Annotated in this window: 13 protein-coding genes; 4 read left to right on the top strand and 9 right to left on the bottom strand. The window is 59.3% G+C overall.

Annotated features, from left to right (window positions below):
- The coding region (locus VNM72_07210; protein HXF05189.1) for a gfo/Idh/MocA family oxidoreductase at positions 1-253 on the bottom strand (253 nt) is incomplete at its 3' end.
- A gap of 228 nt (positions 254-481) precedes the next feature.
- Between VNM72_07210 and VNM72_07205 the strand changes: the two genes are divergently transcribed.
- The 3 genes from VNM72_07205 to VNM72_07195 all read left to right on the top strand — a co-directional run bounded on the left by VNM72_07205 (position 482) and on the right by VNM72_07195 (position 3,851).
- Positions 482-1,267, top strand: a complete 786-nt coding sequence (locus tag VNM72_07205) for a cytochrome c3 family protein (GenBank protein ID HXF05188.1) — start codon at positions 482-484, stop codon at positions 1,265-1,267.
- A 172-nt stretch (positions 1,268-1,439) separates the two neighbouring features.
- A complete protein-coding gene (locus VNM72_07200) occupies positions 1,440-2,795 on the top strand; it encodes an MFS transporter (protein ID HXF05187.1) in 1,356 nt (451 codons plus the stop codon).
- 21 nt (positions 2,796-2,816) lie between these two features.
- A complete protein-coding gene (locus VNM72_07195; protein HXF05186.1) occupies positions 2,817-3,851 on the top strand; it encodes a heavy metal-binding domain-containing protein in 1,035 nt (344 codons plus the stop codon).
- Between the two features lie 127 nt (positions 3,852-3,978).
- Here the strand turns inward: VNM72_07195 and VNM72_07190 are convergent, their stop codons facing one another.
- From VNM72_07190 to VNM72_07170, 5 genes are all read right to left on the bottom strand, one after another.
- Entirely contained in the window at positions 3,979-5,220 is a 1,242-nt protein-coding gene (locus VNM72_07190) for a cytochrome c (GenBank protein HXF05185.1), read from the bottom strand.
- A 162-nt stretch (positions 5,221-5,382) separates the two neighbouring features.
- On the bottom strand, positions 5,383-6,786 hold the full coding sequence (locus VNM72_07185) for a cytochrome c (GenBank protein HXF05184.1): 1,404 nt from the start codon (positions 6,784-6,786) through the stop codon (positions 5,383-5,385).
- A gap of 186 nt (positions 6,787-6,972) precedes the next feature.
- Positions 6,973-8,616, bottom strand: a complete 1,644-nt coding sequence (locus VNM72_07180) for a carboxylesterase/lipase family protein (GenBank protein HXF05183.1) — start codon at positions 8,614-8,616, stop codon at positions 6,973-6,975.
- Between the two features lie 281 nt (positions 8,617-8,897).
- Positions 8,898-12,032, bottom strand: coding sequence for a carboxypeptidase regulatory-like domain-containing protein (locus VNM72_07175; GenBank protein ID HXF05182.1), 3,135 nt, complete (start codon positions 12,030-12,032; stop codon positions 8,898-8,900).
- Between the two features lie 500 nt (positions 12,033-12,532).
- Positions 12,533-14,200: a CocE/NonD family hydrolase gene (locus VNM72_07170; GenBank protein HXF05181.1), complete on the bottom strand. Its 1,668-nt coding sequence runs from the start codon at positions 14,198-14,200 to the stop codon at positions 12,533-12,535.
- Positions 14,201-14,518: 318 nt separating this feature from the next.
- On the opposite strand from VNM72_07170, the gene VNM72_07165 reads away from it, so the two are divergent.
- Positions 14,519-15,523, top strand: a complete 1,005-nt coding sequence (locus tag VNM72_07165; GenBank protein HXF05180.1) for a hypothetical protein — start codon at positions 14,519-14,521, stop codon at positions 15,521-15,523.
- 44 nt (positions 15,524-15,567) lie between these two features.
- Here the strand turns inward: VNM72_07165 and VNM72_07160 are convergent, their stop codons facing one another.
- From VNM72_07160 to VNM72_07150, 3 genes are all read right to left on the bottom strand, one after another.
- On the bottom strand, positions 15,568-15,870 hold the full coding sequence (locus tag VNM72_07160; protein ID HXF05179.1) for a hypothetical protein: 303 nt from the start codon (positions 15,868-15,870) through the stop codon (positions 15,568-15,570).
- Between the two features lie 5 nt (positions 15,871-15,875).
- On the bottom strand, positions 15,876-16,817 hold the full coding sequence (locus VNM72_07155) for a hypothetical protein (protein ID HXF05178.1): 942 nt from the start codon (positions 16,815-16,817) through the stop codon (positions 15,876-15,878).
- Between the two features lie 157 nt (positions 16,818-16,974).
- The gene (locus VNM72_07150; GenBank protein ID HXF05177.1) at positions 16,975-18,489 is read right to left on the bottom strand and encodes an amidohydrolase family protein; all 1,515 of its coding nucleotides are present in this window, start codon (positions 18,487-18,489) and stop codon (positions 16,975-16,977) included.
- Between the last annotated feature and the right edge of the window lie 25 nt (positions 18,490-18,514).

Here is an 18,514-nt window from a genome sequence, read left to right as displayed (position 1 = left end):
CGGCGACCGCCACCAGCTCCACACCCGGGACGCGCAGGGCCGCCATCGTATCGGCCATGCCCTGGCCGCCCATTCCGATGGTGGCAATGCGAACACGATCGCTCGGTGCCCCCTGCGGCGCGACCATGGGTTCAGGAATCAGTTGATGGATTCGTCCTTCGGTTCGCATCGCCCGAACGACGCGGGGTGAACGTGCTGCCCATGCTCCAAGAGCCGCCCATTTTATAAAGTGACGTCGTGTTGTCCTGGCCATAGTTCCCTCCTTGCCGAAGATTGTTGCTCCGGGGTGGGAAAAATATAGCCAGGCCCCTCGGTGGACGCAACCGATCTCAATGGAAAAGGTGGCACTGATCCAACCCGACTGGCCTCAAGGAGATTGCACCCGCCCGAGTTTTCGATCAAAATGATCGGCGTCTCAAAGAGGGGCGATGAGACAATGACTGCATCGGCAGGCCTCATCATGCGTCGCCGAAGATTTCCGATGGCGCCTGTCCTCCTCATCCTGCTGTTTCTCGGCGCGACAGCATCAGCCGAGAGAGCAAGGGATCGCCACCGCTCGCAAAAAGGGCGACATCACATCGTTTCGAGCGGGCGCATCCATGATCTGTCAGGGTCGGAGCGGGATGCACCTTTGACCTCCGTTAAGGTCAGAGGCGAAGATCAGTGCGTAGCCTGTCACGCCAAACGCGATGAATGGCTCGTTGTCCTCTATCGAGAGAGCACACATGGCCGAACAGGGTTCGCCTGCACCATCTGTCACGCGGGAGACTCTTCGACAAGCGATCAGCGAAGGGCTCACATGAACGGCTTTGTGGGCCGGCCAACGCCCGATCAAACGTTGATGATCTGTCGCCCGTGCCATACCCGGATTGTTGAGGTCTTCACAACGAGCCGTCACTACAGAGAACGGCAGCGAATTGCCCGGCTCGATTGCGTTCACTGTCACGGGGCTCATGCCATCGGCGGCATCCGAGCGAATATAAGCTTCGCCTATGTGTGTGCCGGGTGTCACGGACTGGAATATCTCCCGGCGCTCCCATCGGAGTTCCAGACCCTTGTGCAAAAACGCGACGAATTAACGCCCCTGCTCCCCATCCTTTCGAGGCCCCGCAGCGATGAACTTCTCGCCCGCCGCGACGAAATCCGGGCAGGGATCGCCGCCCTGGTTCATGCAACGGATAGCGCCAGCGCCATGAAGGAGATCCCTCGTCTGGTCGAGCGCATCGAGGAGCTGAAACGCCTGCTGGAGAAGGAGAGAAAAGAGTGACCCAAAGAGCCGCCCGCCGGCACTCGCCATGCGCTGGCAGGGGAGACACCGGTCCGGTCCGGCTCGCTCCTGGAATGGCCCCTCAGCGTCAGCACAGACCTTCCGTCGAGGGCCGGTTTTGGCTATGATGACGCCGACAGCGGGACAGACGAAACGGTGAGGGGAGCAGAAGATGACGCGGCATTCGGGAAGTCTCTATGCCTTAGCAGTGCTCTTCGCCATCAACACGATGAATTTCTTCGACCGCCAGATTCTTGGCGCCGTCACCGAGCCGATTCGGAAAGAGTGGAACCTGAGCGATACCCAGATCGGAGCCTTGAACACGGCATTCACGCTTCTTTATGCGTTTGTCGGCGTTCCACTGGGACGACTGGCGGACAAGGGAACGCGCACGCGCATTCTCGCGGCGGGCGTCTTTGTCTGGAGCCTTCTCACGGCGGCATCGGGCTTGGCCCGCTCGTTCTGGCAACTATTCGTGCTCCGGCTGGGCGTCGGCGTCGGCGAGGCCACATGCGCTCCTGCCGGGACGTCGCTCATCGGCGATTATTTCCCGGCCAAGGATCGGGCGAAAGCCCTCTCCATCTTCATGCTCGGCTTGCCGGTTGGCATCGCGCTCAGCTTCGCCGTCAGCAGTTCCATTGCGCGCGCCTACGGCTGGCGACCATCTTTTTATGTCGCAGGAATCCCCGGCCTGATCTGCGCCGCGTTAGCCCTGCTCATTCGAGAACCGACGCGAGGGGCTTCGGAAGCACACAGCATCGGAGCGAATCGCCGAGAGGGATCACCCTACAAACTCGTCCTCAGCACTCCGACGATGTGGTGGATCATCCTCTCCGGGGCTCTTCACAACTTCAACATGTACGCGATTGGGTCGTTTCTCTCTCCGTTCCTCATGCGCTATCACGGCGTTGACATCCGGGAGGCCGGCTTCATCTCGATGATCGTTTTCGGCCTTTCGGGGATTCCCGGTCTGATTCTGGGAGGATGGCTCGGCGACGCGATCACCCGGCGGGCGACGAATGGGCGATTGCTGGTGGCGACGGGTTCGTTGCTACTGTCGGTCCCGCTGATCTTTCTGGCGCTCGATCAGCCGCGCGGAGCGACGCTGGCGTTCACGACATTCATGGGGTTGGGCTGCGCCGTCATGTATGTTTATTACGCCACCGTCTACTCGACCATCCAGGATGTCATCGAGCCGTCCCTCCGGGGAACGGCGATGGCCCTCTATTTCTTCGCCATGTACCTGCTCGGAGCCTCGTTCGGTCCGCTGGCGACGGGACTGGCCAGCGACTACTTCACCGAGCAGGCGGCTCGCGCCGCGGGGATCTTCGATGCGACGCGCCAGGCATTAGAACCGTTCCGAGACGAAGGGTTGCACTCGGCGATGTATCTCATCCCCTCGCTCGCCCTCATCCTGACGGGAATTCTGTACGCCGGGTCCCGCACCGTCAGCAAAGACATGCAGAAGCTCCAGCAGTGGATGCGACAGCAAACGGCTCTTGAAGCTCAGCCATCTGCCGATGCTTAATTCTGGCGGAGGTATGTGGCTATGACGCTGCGGCCGACATCTCTAACGGCAATTACGCTGCTGATCCTCTCGATCCCGCCCGCCAGGCCGGCGGCGATCAAGGACCGGCTCTCCCCTGAGACGACCGGGACAATTCAGGGGCAGTCCTCGACATCACCGGCTCAATCGGAAACGAATCGCCCGCCCAGCCCATCTTCGCCATACCCTCAGGTCTATGCCTGTCCGATGCATCTCGATATTCGGTCGGGCGAACCGGGAAAATGTCCCAAGTGCCTGATGCCACTTGCTCCGCTGGCGCCTCCGACCCCGGGAGAATTCGACCTCAGGCTGACGACGGAACCGGCTACGATTGTTCCTAACCGAAAGCTCACGCTGCGCTTCACCGTCATCAATCCGAAAACGGGTCGCCAGGTCAGAGATTTCGTCATCATGCACGATGAGTTGTTTCACCTGTTCATCGTCAGCCAGGACATGAGTCACTTCCAGCATATTCACCCCGCGTTTCAGCCCGATGGGAGTTTCGTCATCGAGACAGTCCTCCCGCAACCGGGAATCTACAAGCTTTATTGTGATTTCTATCCGGCGGAGGGACTGCCACAGGTCCTTCAGACTCACCTGGTGACAGCAGGCTTCCAGCCCGATCTCTTCGCCTCCATTCCACAGCTTGTGCCCGACACCACTCTCACTCGAATTGCCAGCGGGATGAAGATTGACCTGACGCTCGATCCCCCCACGATCATCGCCGGGCGGGAGACAACTCTCAAATACTATCTCACCGACGAGAAGACGGGCGATCCCGTGACTGACCTTCGCCCCTATCTGGCGGCTTGGGGACACACCCTCATTTTGAGTCAGGATCAATCGGACTACATCCATTCGCATCCGACCGAGACGGTTCCCGACACTGCAGATCGGGAAACGCTTCGAGGGGGACCCCATGTGACATTCCAGGCGCTCTTCCCGCGTCCGGGCATCTACCGCATCTGGTCGCAGTTTCTGCGAGGAGAAACGTTGACCACGGTGTCCTTCACCGTGCGAGCCGAACGACTGCGCTAGAATCGAGCCATGATCGGCTCAAAGGGTGAATTCCACCCCGCGGCCATTTTTGTCCCACCGTCGCACAGACTGGAAACTTCGCACTATTTTTCGGGAGCGACCGGAAGCACAGACTGGAAAGCCCGCGCTACTTTTCGGGAACGACCAGAAGAGTGCACAGCGAATCCGGGGTGATCTCGGACAACCGCACCGGTTTCGGAGATTCATTCTCCATGAAGGGATTTTCCGACGAATTGTTGAAATAGGCCGTGACGACCAGCCGCGTCCCGCGTGGCAGAGGGACCGGTTCCTTGTAGATGTAAGTTGGTCGCCAGTCAAACCGCGATCCGCGCGTCCAGAGAAGAACGGTTGCCGTGTTATCCGGTCGGTATGCCGTCACCTGAAGCGACACGAGCAATGGATGGGCGAGGGGCAAGACGGCGACGGCGGCGAGATCACTCTCAACGATGTGCTGCAGTCGGAGAGCATGACGGCTCTCACCGGGAGGAATGCGCTCCGACGGACTGGTGAATGAAATGAGCGTGATCGGACGGTTCCGCCCACTTCGGGAGAAATAGAGTCCAATGCGACTGTGCACCACGGTCGCCTCTCCCCTACCCCGGTAGTGAACTCGGGCGACAAGTCGTGTCTCCGGCGAGATTCTGTATCCGATCCCCGGGGACAGGTGGGCCGGAGTCAATCCGGGCACCCACGTACCGAGAATCTCACCGGGAGGCGGACAGCTTTGCCCTGGTGAAGCGATCTCACGACCGTCGGCGTAGCTTTTCGGCTCTTCCTCTCGCCGTTCACGATAAAATGTCGCACAGTGAACGACCGTCCCGTTGCCGGGATCGAGATCGAACGCCGAGACCCAAACATCTCGGCCAAGCGACAGGGGTACGGGAAGACAGCGAAATTCATCCGCATCGGCGGCGACCTCAACTACGGGCAGCTCGACGACACGGTCGGGCACTCCAAGAGGCCAGTCCGAACTGATTAAGGGTTCCGGCGGAAGATCCTTGGCGTCCCCCCTGGGAACTCCACCCTCGACCCAGTTCACAACGAGATCCACATCGTTTTGCATGAGAGGCGGCGCATTGCGAAAATCGCCGAATCCCTTGAGTGCATTCCAGGGTGGCATTCGCTTTTCCAGGAGTTCCTCTTTGATGGCCTTGGCCCAGGGGCGGGCCTCTTCGTAGCTGGCGAGGGAAAACGGAGCAATCCCACCAGGACGATGACACCCCAGACAGTTCTGCTGAAAGATGCGAATCACTTCGCGGGTGAAACGCACCTTCGTCGTGATCGGGACATGAGCCGATCCGCTACGGAATGCGACAAGAATCAAGACGCACAGGCCGAGACCGTACAGGCTCCACTCCCGGCGTTTCATAAGAAAGACGCGCGGCATTGATTGGCCGACCCGGTTATCAGAGAACAATCGCGCACGGTGATGGCCCCACGGACGGTAACACGAGGCGGCAATTTCCCGGTGACCCACAGGCTGAGACAGCCCCTCGATTCGCCAGTGGGATGTCCCGCCGTGACGTCACGGCTACTGGCCCTTCGGCGCGCTGGCTACAACCGGCCTGCTCGAACCCTCCTCAACGGTGAAGCTCATCCAGCCGATCATCATCTCATCATAGGTCGGATCACCCCACCGCACCGGTTTCGTGGGATCCGGGTTGTATTTGTTTTTGGCCGAATTGTCGAAATGGGCGGTGACGATGATCTTCGATCCGGCGGGAATTCGCTTGGGCTCCTTCAGCGTGTAGGTCTGCTGCCAGTTGAAATCGTACTTGGGCACATAGAGCAGGGTCTCCCGTTTCCCGTCGGGGTAGACCACCTCGTACTTCATGTCCTTGCCCCGAAGATGCATGTGGGGCATATAGCCGATGATGGTGATGTCTCGATCAAATTTCGCGCAGGCGGTCACTTCGTGATTCTCGGCTCCCGGCGGCACCAGGAAATAGTGATTCGCGATGCCTCGGGTGATGATCGTTTTCTTCGGAGGCTCTTTGGCGAAGATCAAACCGATGCTCGTTCGGTCCTTCTCCACCGTTCCCACTTTGGTGTAGTGCATCTGGAGGAGGATATTGGAACCGGCAGGGATCTTTTTGGCCGTGCCGATGGGCCACACATCCCAATCCTTCCCGGGGGCATAGCCCGTGAGCAATCGGCCAAAGTTGTCACCTCCGTCCTCCCCCACGCCAAAAGCCGATCCTCCATTGTCCCGGCTGCAGCCGTCGTCGTACACGGGTGCATCCATCCGCACGCGGAAGAGCGTACCATCACGATAAAAGATGCTGGCGGCACTATCTCGACGGCCTCGACCGGCACGGGCGGCAGCCGCGATCATCTCCGGCGTCTGGATGAACGCGATCACATGATGAACGACCTTGCGATTGCCGGGACGCACTTCGGCGGCCTGGACCCATCGGTCTTCCTTGAAGTTGGTGGGGATGGTGAAATAGAGATAGTCATCCGGCCCCTCGGCTTCGACCGTATGCTCTTCGGCCATTGTCAGAACCACATCCGGTTTGCCGATATGCCACCCTTCGGGAAACTGCGGCGCCGGAGGCAGATCCTTCGGATCGCCTTCCTTGGCCCCTTGATCAACCCAGGCAACGATGGTCTGAATCTCCTGTTCGGTCAGTCGCCGATCATTGACAAATTCTCCATAGCGCGGATCGGCATGCCAGGGAGGCATCTCTCGCGTCAGCACCTTTTCCCGGATGGCTTTGGCCCAGGGACGGGCATCCCTGTAGGTCAGCAGCGACATGGGGGCCAGATCATTAGGGCGATGACAGATAACACAGTTTTTGTAGAAAATCGGGGCGACATCTCTGGTGAACGTCACCTGCTTTTTCGGACTATCTGCCTGACCAGACGAATAGGTCGCCGTGAGGGCGAAAAATCCAATGATCCCGAGTGCCATCACCTGCGTGACTGTCCTCATCGCAACACCTCCCTTGCTGTTTGATGATGCATGCAGATTTTATGAAGAGCGCGGGTATTCGTCAAGCGAAATTCCCTCCACCGACCGACCAATCGGTCGGGTTCAAGGGCCTCCTGGCCTTGAGTCCGCCTCGTTGTCCCATCCTCGCGGGAGGAGTCCCTTTCCCCAAGCGCGTGCCCTCCTCGATCAGGGTGCAGAGCCGGTGTGTCGCTTCGCTCGACGCTCGGCGGCGATCCTCTCAAAAAGATCGCACGCCTCCTTGCGGAGATGGGCGCGCACGGCGACTTCCGTGCCGAACTCCATGTAACGGTCAGAGGTGGGATCGTAAGACGGCCATGCGGGCCACCCTTTGACGTTGGGATCGCCCGTGCGTGCAAACTGAACCCAGTAGGCCATCAGAGCGGCGGACGGTCCCTTATTCCATTGCTCTTGTGTAAGCGTCGTCACCTCACGATTGCCAAAGACCAGGGGAATCTCCGAGGCATGAAAGGCCCCGAGTTGGGCGCCTCGCGCGTTCGGCATCACCCAGGTGTAGTGATAAAGATAAGCACGGCTCACCCGACTCTGCATCCGGGCAAAGAACCGGGCGGGTGCCACGAACCGGGAATCAGTCACGAACCGGTTCATGAGGGCGCGTGCGTCGCTCGCGTCGGCACCCGAATAAAGGGCGAGAACATCCTGCGCTCTCTCGCGGAAGGTCGAGGTAATCATCGCACGAAAGCCGGCTACATCGCTCACAGGTGAGGTGAGAAGGAAGATCGTTCCTTCGTCCGCATTGCTCCCAACAATGAGCGGAACGGGATGCTGTCGGCCCGCCTCGAAGATCGCTCCGGGATCATCGGGAACGACCCACCCGTCCACAATTGGCCCGAAAGAGAAAGTTCCAGCTCCGCCGGCTCCCAATCCGGCCCCTGTGATGGCCAGCAACTCTTCACTCGATTTGGCCCGCAGGGCTGCCAGCGGATCGCTCGCCTTGTCACAGCCCAGGCGTTCGGCCGCTCGCACGCCGACGCGCTCCGCCGGTTCCTGGCCATACCAGGACTCTTTGAGATGACGATTCTGGCCAAATGCCGATCCGCTCTGAGCGATGGCTCGGTGGAACAGGCCCCTGGCCAGGGGCGAGACCATGAGATAGCAGACGCTCCCCGCTCCCGCCGATTCGCCGAAGATGGTGACGCGATTGGGATCTCCGCCAAACGCGGCAATATTTCGTTTGACCCATTGTAAAGCCGCAATCTGGTCGAGCAGCCCGTAATTGCCCGACACGCCGTGAGGTGATTCCCTGGACAGGAGAGGATGGGCGAAGAAACCGTAGATTCCCAACCGATAGTTGAACGTTACTACCACGACGCCTCGACGGGCCAGGTTCGCGCCGTCGTAATACGGGCTCGATCCGGAGCCCGCCGTGTACCCCCCACCATGAATCCAGACCATGACGGGTAATCGTTCATCCGCCCGCCTGGCTGGCGTCCAGACGTTGAGATAGAGACAATCCTCACTGGTCGGCCCGAGCTTTCCTCCATAGAGTCGCTCCAGCACATTGTGCTGGGGGCAGGATGGACCGTACTCCAGGGCAGCGCGAACGCCTTGCCACGGGGTCACCGGCTGAGGCGGCTTCCACCGATTCTCCCCCACGGGCGGAGCCGCATAGGGAATCCCCTTGTACACGCGCACGTCCCCTGCCTCGCCGACGCGCTGACCCGATACCAAACCGGAATCAAGGCGAATTGGATCGCTCAGCAAACGGTCCGCCTTGCTCTTCTGATGACCTTCGCTCCCCAGAGCAAGGAACATAAGCAGGCACATGATCACCCGTACACGTCTGAGCATAGTTTTCCCCTCCTCCCGAAAATCGGCCACAGATGGCACAGATTCAGACTGGTTGATTTTGTCTCGGTGAAAAAGGCCGAAAGCTATGGCCGGAACTTTTCGGCAAATAGCCCTCAAAAGACGCGAAAGGACAGGAAAGAGTTTTCATGTTTCGTGGTCGTAGCCCGTACTCCACCGGGAACTCCCCCGGACGGAGTACGGGCTTTCAAGTGCATAGGCCAGAAGTTCAGGTTTTCCCGCCTCTGTTTTTCGCAGACCGTCAAGCGGATACCACATCGCCATCAGAAAGCCAGCTTCAGGGCGAACTGGAACTGCCGTCCGGGCGCCGCCGAGGTGAAGCCGAGCGGCGACGTGCTGGGAATCGCCTTGCTGCCTCTTTGATTGAACGGTCCGTTGAGCAGCGGCGATGTGGTTCCCACAACATTATTGACCGATAGGAAATTGGCCCGGTTGAACAGATTCGACACCTCGACAATCGCTTCGATGCGCACGCCCGAATCGCGAGCGATATAGAACTGCTTGTTGAGGCGCAGGTCAACATTGTAGTAATTGTCGCCGATGCCCGTATTGCGAGAGGCGGCTATGGGCCGATCTTGTTCGGCATGGGTATCGCCGTTGACGTCAGTGCCCGCCAGAATCGTGAACGGGATCCCCGTTTGCAATCGAATGACGGGCGTGAGCGTGATGTCCGCCAGGATGCGCGCCAGCGGGTTCTGTCCCGAACCGGCCCGGAAGGGCGTGCGAAACACACCACTCGCCACAAAGATGTGGCGAATGTCGAACGTGGAAATGGCTCGCTCCAGATCCAACCGCGTCGGCAGCATCGGGTGGAATGAGGAATTGAAGTCCGTCACGTCGTCAATCGCCTTGCTGAAGGTGTAGTTGACCAGCAGCGAGAAATTGTGACTGAAGCGCTTGGTCAGTGAGGCCGTCATGCCGTGATAGATCGAGTTCCCGATGGAGCTGTAGAGATTCTTCTGCACGATGGTCGGATCAATCGCCGTCAATTGCGGGCCGAAGATCGGATGAACCCGCCCCGACTCCCGATAGTTGACTTCGTGGGGCATCTGGAGGTGAACGCCGCGATACATTTGATAGGCCACTTCCAGCGAGAGATCGCGCACAAGTTCCCGGGCGATTCCCAAGCTCGCCTGAATCGAGTAGTTGTTCTCGTAATCCCGATCCGCCTCGAAGATCACTCGTCCGGGAGACCCTCGCTCGGTGGAAATGCCGAAGGCTTTGACGTCCTCCTCGCTGAGCGCCCGGAAGGGGAGCTTGCCCCGGGACACGCCAAATTGCCAGAGTCGAATGGGTGATTGCGTCGTGAATGCGGGCGTGCGGAAGACCTGATTGATGAAGCGCCCGCTGTCATCGAGCAGACTCGTAACATACGCGACCTGATAGTAAATGGGAGAGACGAAAATCCCGCCGCCGCCTCGAATGACCGTCTTCCGATCTCCCCAGGGATCCCAGGCAAAACCCAATCGGGGAGAGACATAGGCATTGGCCGACAGAGGGGCCGCTTCGTTATCGTAGTCGAAGCGAACCCCGTAATCGAGCGTGAATCGCGGCGTGACCTTCCAGGAATCCTGAACAAACGCTGCCACGTAGTGGGCCCAATCCGCCCAGACGGGATTACCGAACCCCTGACGATAGAGGAAGGGCATGCCCAGGCTATAGGACTGGAGCGCCGTGAGATTGGCAGCCGGAGGACCGCTCGCCGGAGCCCCTATGGAGGCGTTGAAGGCGGCAAAGGCCGGTTGCAACGAAGCCGGGACCAGAAGCCCGAGCGGATAGACGCCCGAGGAGAACGTCCATTCGCCGCCGAACCACAGCTCGTTGACGACCCGATAATTCACCGGACGATAGGAGCCACCCCATTTGATCAGGTGCTTGCCGTGAGACAACGCGACCGTGTCGTCAATCTGGAAACGATCCTGGAACGTGTTGAAGGGATTGAAGCGATAACGGCCGAAAATTCCCACCCCACTGATATTGACCTGGGTTCCCGTCGGATCCTTGGGCAGAGCAAGAGCCGAGTTATTGGGAACCACCTGCGCGCGCAGATGATTCACCACGCGCGCGCCGAAATTATGCGCCCACGTCACGGTGAGTGTGTAGTCACGGGCGAAGACCGCATTGGCATTGCTCGGAGCGATCGTGTTGCTCGCGCCAAGACCATCGGTATCGCTGCGGAAGAGCGTGAATCGCGCCGACAGGAAATCATTCGAACCCAGCCGCCAGTCCACGCGAAAGAGCCAGTTGTGAATGCGATCCGGAGCGTTGAACGTTCCCTCGTTCTCAGTGAGCAGTTTCATCGTATGAGGGAAGTTCCTGGCCGTCAGCAATCGGCGCAACGAATCCGCCAGTCCCCGTAACTCGGCACTGCCGGCGCTTTCCATTTGATTGAGATAGGCCGTTTGGGCCGGGGTCGGTCCCAGAATCGCCGGATTGTCGGTGTACCGACGGAAGCGCGCGATGTCCGACTTCGTCCACTCGTAGGAGGTGAAAAAGAACGCCTGGTTGCGCACAAGCGGCCCTCCTAAAGTGAACCCCGGATAGACCACCTGATTGAACGCCTTCCGGGGTCGCCGATCGAAGAAGTTCCGCGCCGAGGTCTTCTGCGAGCGATAGTAGGTATACCCACTGCCATGAAACTCGTTCGTCCCGCTGCGCGTGACCACGTTGACAGCAGTTCCCGCTGTAAAACCGTACTCCGCGTTGAAGGCGTTACGGTTGACCTGAAACTCCTGGATGGCCTCCGGACTGAGTCCGAATCGCAATTGCCCCGACCCATATTCGTTCTCTCCCCCGTCCACCGTGACCAGGTTATTTCGACCGTTGCTGCCACCGATGGAAAAGCCCGAACTCCCGAAGGTGAAATAGGGCTGCTGGGCGCGGGGAGCATCAGAGCTGGAAACGCCGGGAAGAATGAACACATACGCCGTGAAGCCGCGAGCGATGTTGGGTAGATTCTCGATCTCCCGCTCCGTAATCGTATTGGCTTGTTGTGTGCGCTCGACCTCAATCACCGGCACATCTCCGGTGACCACGACTTCGCTGGTGATCGCGCCCACACGAAGCGATAGATCGTAGACCGCAATCTGCCCCACCCGCAGCTCCAGTTGGTCAACGACCAGTGTCTCAAAACCCGTCGCTTCCGCCCGAAGTTCGTAGATGCCGGGCTGAAGCAGCGAGATCAGGTAACTGCCATCGGGGCCGGTTGTGACCGACCGACTCACCCCTTTAGCAATATTCCGAACCGTCACCGTGGCCCCCGGAATGACGGCCCGATTTTGATCCATCACTGTTCCTTTGATCGTCGCGGTCGAGACATCGGCCTGCGGATAAACCGGCACCGCCACCGCGAGCAGGCCGGCGATCACAAGCAGCAACCAGGAAAGTCTTGGCTTCATCGTCCTCCCTCCTTTCATCCTCGCTCCGGGCGAGAAGAGTCTCGTCGGACGGAGACCACCCCGCCGACGGGTGATCAACAACACCTCATCGAGACAATAACGACGGATCGCCACCCCTCTCTCAGACAGGCGCTCAAGGATTACATTCCCTTTCCACAAGCTCGCTGAGATGGTAGCCGGAGAACGCTTGCCTTTTCGAGGAGAAAACTACTGGCGCGTTGGTGGCGACCATCAGAGTTTCATCCCTCACCACGATGATCTATCAATCAGGCCGACGGGCAACCAACCGACCGGTTGGTCGGTCGGTTGCTGCCGTGAGATTACCGGAAACCCCTTGGCCTGTCAAGACGGAAAATGAGCGCCGACCTCCGAGGGACCTTGCCTTCAGCGATGAGCGGAAGCCTCACTCACAAAGGCGGCTGCTCTCCCCTCCGTCCCGGTTCGGGCGGCCGCCGGCGCCCCCCTGCCCCACCAGATGACCCCACACTCTCCCTCTTCGGTCACGGCGCGGCAGTCCTCGACGACGATCCAGCAGGCTTCAAAGGCTCCGACATCGAAGGGACCACGGGAAGGATGATCCGGGACGGATGCGCCCGATCGTGATGAATGGTGTTATGTGCCGGGCGAGTCTCACTATCCGCCCGAGGAGGCTTTCCCGTATTGGGATTCGGATCGAATCTCGGATCGTTCGAGCTTGTGATGTGCACGGCAATCCGATGGCCCCGATTGAAAATCAGGCTCGTTGACCAGAGATCAATCGTGAACTTATAGACCTCTCCCTTTTTCATGAACACTTCGCGCGTGAATCCCTCGCGGAAGCGGGCCCGGAGAGCCGAATCCAGAACGAGTCGTTCCGCTCCATCGGGATAAACGTCAATGAGCTTGGCCATCCAATCGGTATCGGGAGCATCGCTTTCGGCCCATAGCTCGACCGTCACACGCCCGGTGACTTCGATCGGTTGTTCCAGGGGGGGTGTCTGAAACTTCAGCACGTCCTTGCGCTCGCCGATTGCTCGCTGGTCCATCGGCCCGCGTTTGATGAAGAGATTGGCCCCACCGACGGTGGGAACGGGATTGCGGGGATCGTAGACATAGCTGCTGGTGCTCTCCTGCTCTGGAGGAAGGGTCTCGCTCAATCCGCCCCCCGCTCTCAAAAACAAAGACGTAGGACGTGCCGGCACCGGCCAGTCCCATGCCGTCCGCCACTCGTTGCCGGGCGCCCGAGGATCTGTCACATCACCCATCACGTAGTAGCGCACCGGCGGCTCGCGCATAATCCCGTTGTCAATCCCCTTGAGCCAGTAATCGAACCAGCGAGCGGCTTCCTCCTGTGCGCTGACGACGGAATTCGGCGGATACTTCACTTCCTCGATTTGACCATGTCCCCAGGGACCCATGATGAGCTTTTGATTGCCGAGCGCCAGCCCACCACCCCGATGTTGCAGGCCGACGAAATTATCAATCGTTCCCTGGGAGAAGATGTCGTACCACCCGCCCCAGTTGTAAATGGGAATGCGGATCTTCTCCCAGTGCTTGTAGATTTCGTTCAGGTCGAAGGCGCCATCGTCGAGGTAATGCTTGAGGGTTTCAGCGATGACCCATTCGGCGTTCTGTCTTTTGAGCCAGGTATCGTTCATCTCTTTGCGGTAGACCCCACCGATGTACGCCGTTTGATGATAGACGCTCGATCGGGCGACCATGACGAATCCCGCCACAAGATGTGGAGGATTCATCATTGCCGCCAGGTTCGTCACAATGCCCATCGCCGATGCTCCGTACATCCCCACTTTCCCCGTGGACCAGGGTTGTGCGGCTATCCATTCGACAGTGTCGTAGCCGTCGGTATGATCGTCGAGGAACGGGCGGTATTGACCCTCGCTTTTGAATCGGCCGCGACAATCCTGAACGACGAAGGCGTAGCCACGGCTTGTCCAGAAAGACGCCGCTGTCGCAAACAGGTCCTTCCCGTAGGGCGTACGCATGAGAATGACGGGCCACCGCCCTTCTCCCTCGGGCAGAAAAATCGTGGTGGCGAGCCGCACGCCATCGCGCATCGGAACCATCTCGTCAATGCGTCGAATCGAGGGGTGTTGGGAAACTGACGGCCTCAGCCCGGCCGCCAGAAAAAGAATCACGGTGCTAATGACAGCAATTGTCCGTCGTCGCATACGTCGCTCCTCCAAAATTCGTCCGCCAAATGCGAGAAGTGCCCGAAACAACGGTTCCCACCAATGCGTGACCCCTTTTCATCCGCAGACGATTCTCATCGTCTGGTCATTTGATGGCGAAGCGAGGTGTGCATCCTCGATTTCGCTGACGAGACCGGCGGTCCTTGAATGAACCGGCGAAGCGTCCAGACGAGCGCCGGCATTCCCGCAGGAATTGCCAGCATCTGTCACGGTCGAGGAGTTCTGGGGTATCGTTGCTCTCGACCTGAGCCGACCAACCATCGTATAATGGCGGGCCCACTGAGGAGGCCACACGGGATGAAGCCATGCCGGGTGATGAGGGCGGTAATCCTGCTGGGCATCGGGGTGGGAGTTGCCTTCTCCCGTGGGACTCAGCAGGCTCGTCAGGCGGAACCGGTTCGACGAGACCCGGCTGCCTGGGGCAGCACGCATGCCGGCCAACCCCTTCCTGAATATGTCACGGGCGACGAGTGCCTGTTCTGTCATCGCAACGACATCGGGCCGAGCTGGGCGAAGGATCCTCACGGGCAGACGATTCGCCGTCGGGAAGACGCTCCGGAACTCGCGGCCCTGATCAGGAGTCAACCCGCACTGGCCGCCCGAGCCAATGAGATTGAGTTTTTCCTCGGCGGACGGAAGTATCTCCGCTTTCTCAAAAGTGTCGGATATGGACGACTGGCCCTGCTTACGACGCGAGCGGAGATGGCCGGACCCAATCAGGCTCGCGCCTGGTACGGCACCGACCCGGTGGCCTGGGACGAGGAGAAATTTTCCGCTCGATGCGCCGGCTGTCACACAACGGCGGTTGATCCCAAGACGCGGACCTATTCCGCGTTCTCGCTCGACTGTTACACCTGTCACGGGGTGGTTGATCTGAAGCACTCGACCAATCCCTCGCTGGTGTTGCTGTCCCGGAGCCGCCGACGCGAGGCGCTCGTCATCACCTCGATTTGCGCGTCCTGCCATATTCGCATCGGGACATCACGCTCGACCGGACTTCCCTATCCCAATACGTTCGTTCCCGGCGACAATCTCTTTAAGGATTTCGCCGTGGATTTCGCCCGCGCCGAGGATGCGACGCTCAATCCCGCCGACCGCCACGTCTTGCGAAACATCCGCGACGTTGTCCTCTCCGGCATCGAGACGCCCACATGCCTTTCCTGTCACGATGTTCACGCGAACTCCAGCCACAAACACCGACGCTTGCCGCGCCTCTCCATTTGCACCGAATGTCACAATGCTGAAGGGCCGCTTACGGAGGTGAAAAAGTACACCGTCCATAGCGCCCTCTGCGAATATTGACGTCGCGCGACCGCGTGTCACCACCGTTCATCTTCCCCGCACCATCACCTCGGGGAAGCCGGCTGCTGCAGTTTTTCCCGAACGCGGTTCCGATACCGGATGCACTCTTCGAGAACCCGGCGGTACTCCCGGACATCCACGTCGCGTTCGGAACAGGGGAGAAACAGGAAGCCGTCGTCGCGGAAATTGCCGTCCCAGGCGATGACCTGAGCATCGGTCCAGTCCGGCGAGTATTCCCGCATCTTCTCGTCCGGCATCCGGTCGAAATAGGCCCTCAGATTGATGCTCGTTTCATCGTAGGGCTCGTCGAAAGGCTCCTGTTCGAAATTCCAGAGCGGCTGGTCCATATCCCTCACTGTTTCGATTCACCCGATGAGACTTTGGAGAAGGTCGCGTGGCCGAGCCGAATGAAAGGCCCACCATCTTCGGACAGCTCATCGAGCACCGAGAACGAGAAGGCGGAGATCACCGAAATCGTGCGACGCATTTGAAGCCGGTGTCCCTTGACCGTCAGCGGTTCAACCGTGAAGCGAATGGCGATGGGGCTCGACCAATCGCCCTGGCTGCGCAGTGTGATCCCGGACATCAATCGCTCGCTCACGCTCAGGATTTTGCGCTCCGGATCAAACGTGAGGGTGGCGCTCTCCTGATACGTTCCCTCATCTGATCTGCCGCTGATGTGGGCCTCGAGACTCCGCCCATCGGCACTGAGCCTGTAGGTGACCGTTCCCTCGCGCACTCCGCCGGGACCGAGCGGACTCTCTCGACCAATCCACTTGAAGGTCCATTGGCCGACGAAGTATTCGAGGGATTGTCGTTGCTGCGGCTGGGGAACACCGCGCGGCTGCGGCGATGGTTGAGCCGGAGGGGGCGAGGTGGCCCCCGGAGGTGGAGTCGGATCCAGGCTCGTCCGTTTGAGATCGTAGACGAAGGAGAAAGTCTGACCGCCGAAATCCACTTCTCCCTTCCCGCTCATCGTATCGTCTTTCAGGGTGAAACTGAAGCGGATGGGGATGACCCCTTGAGGGGAGTTGATCTCGGCCACGGCCAAGACCTTATCTCCCTCGACGGTGATCTCCTTGAAGGGGAGATCGCCACGAATGCCGGTGATGCTCCCGCTGTACTTATTGCCATCCTTTTTGATGAGCGCCACCACCTGACGCTCCCCCTGAAGCGAGCGAACCGTTCCCTCCCATCGTCCCTGGAGCCGATCCGTCTGGGCGGAAACCGGGAACCAGCTCCCACGCGCAATGCCGAGCGTGAAGATGGTTGCAACGATGATGGTCTGCTTCATCGGTCAGTTCCTCCTCCACGCGAGATCGGCGGATTCAGGCAAAGCCGGGCAGCCTCACACGAGGGGGTTCTCCGTGATCCCCCGCGTGTATTACAGCTCGAGCGCGGGCGGCCAGAGATAGCTGCCCCCGACACAGCGCCATAGCCCCAGGCTCACGCTAATCATCCGCCCGAACCCATCCATAAATGGCATTACTCCGCTCACCTCCCGATTGCTCATAGGCGACTTTCAGTCGGTCGAGCGTATCGGCCGGCAGCGGGTTCCGTTTAGCCGCCACATCAATGCCGTAGATCCGGGCAGCATTGAGGCCGAAGATCTTGGCCTTATCCTCCTTGGTGAGCTTCTGGTAGCCGAATTTCTCGCAAAACTCATCGCTGATTTGGAACCGTTTGAAAGCATCAATCAACCATTGAGGCGATCCCCACCAGATGCAGTCCGTTCCCCAGATGACGTGATCCACGCCGTAGTATTTGATGTTCTTCCCCATCCCGTGCATGGCCATCTCCGGGTGAGCGATGGCCAGCACGCCGAAGAAGCTCCCGATCTCACAATAGACATTGTTGATCTGGGGATTCCGTCGCTTGATGTCCATGAGCACGTTGTGCCACTCGAAGTCGCCGGTCGTCGGGTCATATTTGTTGTTAGCAACCCAGTCGGGTTCATTCGGTCCGTGCTTGATGGCCGAATGGTAGATGACGAAGGTGAGATCGGGATTCTCCAGGGCGGCCTTCTCGACATCCTTGGGATTAGCCAGGTGGCCGAGCGTGCGCGACTGGTAGGAATAGCCCTTATGGACGCTGAAGATTTTCACGCCGAGTTTGCGCGAGTACTCGTAAAACTTAGCGGCGTATTCATCATCGAGCTGGAACCCACGACCGGACCGTCCGGGATCGAAATGGCAGTACCATTTCCAGGAGTCAATGTTGTACACCTTGACTTCGCGTTCCATCTGCTCGTAGAGGGCCGGCCAGTCGGGCTGGTTCTTCGTGCGATCCCAGTAGTGGTTGGGAGCGCAGTTGCCCTGACACAGCGCCCGTTGGGAGCCGGCCAGCGCGTTGATTTCCCTCTTAGCCTTGGCCATGAGCCAGCTCGGCAGTAACGCCCCACCGGGCGTGCGCTCGGCATCCACGAGCACTCGTCCATCGGGAGCCCGGAGCAGCTCGCGACTGGGCACGCCGGAGATGACAATCATACTGGTTTCGCTGTCGAAGAACATTTCCTTGACGAAGTTGCGGAAGCTATAAGCTTCGGCATCGTTTTTGAGGTTAAAGCCCATGTTGCGGATGAACTCGAGATTACGGAAATTCAGGGCAATGCCATTGGTGAAGTGCGTTTGAACGTCAAAGATGAAGTATTCGCCCTTGGGCCATTTCTCCTCGTAGGCAGCGGGTTCCCACGTCTCGGCTTCGTCCACATCCCAGTAGTTTTTGCCATAGACCTTGTTCTGAGCGAGGAAACACACTGCCAGTCCCATTGTCGTCCGCATGAAGGTCCGGCGATCCATACCGAGTTTCTTGGCCCGCTCCTCGGCCATCTCGCCGATGACATACTCGATCTTTTTTTGCGTCTCGTTTTGGGGACGAGGGATAAACTCGCCATTGGAGACGATCTGCGTGGGGACGGGCGAATCAACCCCTTTGCGCCAATCTCGAACAAATTTCGGGACCCACATAGGCTTTCTCCTCCTTGGACAATGC

Source organism: Blastocatellia bacterium, from assembly GCA_035573895.1.
In the GTDB taxonomy this organism is placed as follows: domain Bacteria; phylum Acidobacteriota; class Blastocatellia; order HR10; family HR10; genus DATLZR01.
Note: the sequence above shows the minus strand (reverse complement) of the source record. Positions and strands in the feature narration are given on the sequence as shown.

Bases quoted from the DNA above. Each gene is read 5' to 3' on its own strand.
- VNM72_07205 (HXF05188.1), top strand. From the start codon at position 482: ATGGCGCCTGTCCTCCTCATCCTGCTGTTTCTCGGCGCGACAGCATCA.
- VNM72_07200 (HXF05187.1), top strand. From the start codon at position 1,440: ATGACGCGGCATTCGGGAAGTCTCTATGCCTTAGCAGTGCTCTTCGCC.
- VNM72_07195 (HXF05186.1), top strand. From the start codon at position 2,817: ATGACGCTGCGGCCGACATCTCTAACGGCAATTACGCTGCTGATCCTC.
- VNM72_07190 (HXF05185.1), bottom strand. From the start codon at position 5,220: ATGAAACGCCGGGAGTGGAGCCTGTACGGTCTCGGCCTGTGCGTCTTG.
- VNM72_07185 (HXF05184.1), bottom strand. From the start codon at position 6,786: ATGAGGACAGTCACGCAGGTGATGGCACTCGGGATCATTGGATTTTTC.
- VNM72_07180 (HXF05183.1), bottom strand. From the start codon at position 8,616: ATGCTCAGACGTGTACGGGTGATCATGTGCCTGCTTATGTTCCTTGCT.
- VNM72_07175 (HXF05182.1), bottom strand. From the start codon at position 12,032: ATGAAGCCAAGACTTTCCTGGTTGCTGCTTGTGATCGCCGGCCTGCTC.
- VNM72_07170 (HXF05181.1), bottom strand. From the start codon at position 14,200: ATGCGACGACGGACAATTGCTGTCATTAGCACCGTGATTCTTTTTCTG.
- VNM72_07165 (HXF05180.1), top strand. From the start codon at position 14,519: ATGAAGCCATGCCGGGTGATGAGGGCGGTAATCCTGCTGGGCATCGGG.
- VNM72_07160 (HXF05179.1), bottom strand. From the start codon at position 15,870: ATGGACCAGCCGCTCTGGAATTTCGAACAGGAGCCTTTCGACGAGCCC.
- VNM72_07155 (HXF05178.1), bottom strand. From the start codon at position 16,817: ATGAAGCAGACCATCATCGTTGCAACCATCTTCACGCTCGGCATTGCG.
- VNM72_07150 (HXF05177.1), bottom strand. From the start codon at position 18,489: ATGTGGGTCCCGAAATTTGTTCGAGATTGGCGCAAAGGGGTTGATTCG.